Source organism: Salinimicrobium oceani, from assembly GCF_012037645.1.
The window spans coordinates 1-1,076 of the sequence record NZ_JAAVJR010000036.1 but is presented as its reverse complement, the minus strand read 5'-3'; the positions used below and the strand labels follow the sequence as shown (position 1 = coordinate 1,076).

The 1,076-nt window shown below is 45.8% G+C and carries 1 protein-coding gene; it reads left to right on the top strand.

What is annotated here, in order from left to right; all coding sequences use genetic code 11:
* Positions 1-140: 140 nt before the first annotated feature.
* Positions 141-1,076: L-glyceraldehyde 3-phosphate reductase (mgrA, locus tag HC175_RS15180; protein WP_168139325.1), on the top strand; the 936-nt coding region annotated here is incomplete at its 3' end.

The following is a 1,076-nucleotide window of genomic DNA, read 5'->3' as shown; positions in this document are numbered from 1 at the left end:
CCGATAAACCTATTGAGATCTTTGAATTTAATAAGATCTATTCCCGTGGTTGTTCGGGGCATCCAAGTGCAGAGGACCATGAATTAATGGCCGAACAACTTTTGCCCTTTTATCGTAGAATGCTGAAAAAAGAATAAATTATGAACTTATATACTGCTGCCAAAGATCGCTATGAGAAAATTGAATACCGCCGCTGCGGAAGGAGCGGGATCCAACTCCCTCTACTTTCCCTGGGGCTGTGGCACAACTTTGGAAATAGTACCAGTTTCGAAAATTCGAGGCAACTGCTTCGTACCGCTTTTGATCATGGAATAACCCATTTTGATCTTGCAAATAATTACGGACCTCCCTATGGATCGGCTGAGGAAAACTTCGGAAAGATCTTCAGGGAAGATTTCAGATCCTATCGGGATGAGCTCTTGATCTCCACCAAGGCCGGCTGGGATATGTGGCCGGGACCTTATGGAAACTTCGGCTCCAGAAAATATCTTATTGCCAGCCTTGATCAATCCTTGCAGCGAATGGGATTGGATTATGTGGATATTTTTTACCACCACCGGCCAGACCCCGAGACTCCTCTGGAGGAGACAATGGGAGCTCTGGACCAGATCGTAAGACAGGGAAAGGCTTTGTACGTTGGCGTTTCACAATATTCGGCAGGCCAAACCGCCAAGGCTGCAGAAATGCTAAGAAGTCTGGGAACTCCATTCATTATTCACCAGCCACGCTATAATATGCTTGATCGATGGGTTGAAGACGGACTCATGGATACCCTTGAAAAAGAAGGTTTGGGCAGTATAGTTTTTTCACCTCTTGAACAGGGCATTTTGACCTCGAAATATTTAGAGGGAATTCCTGCTGACTCCAGAGCGGCAATAAAAGGTGGGTACTTTGATAAGAACAAGCTTACACCCCAGCTGCTGGATCAAATTAAAGCTCTTAACGCTATTGCTCAGGAAAGAGACCAAAGCCTGGCGCAAATGGCCATAGCCTGGATCTTAAAAGATGAAAGGGTGACCTCGGTATTGGTAGGTGTGAGTCGGGTGGCACAGCTAAAGGACAATATAACAGCTCTC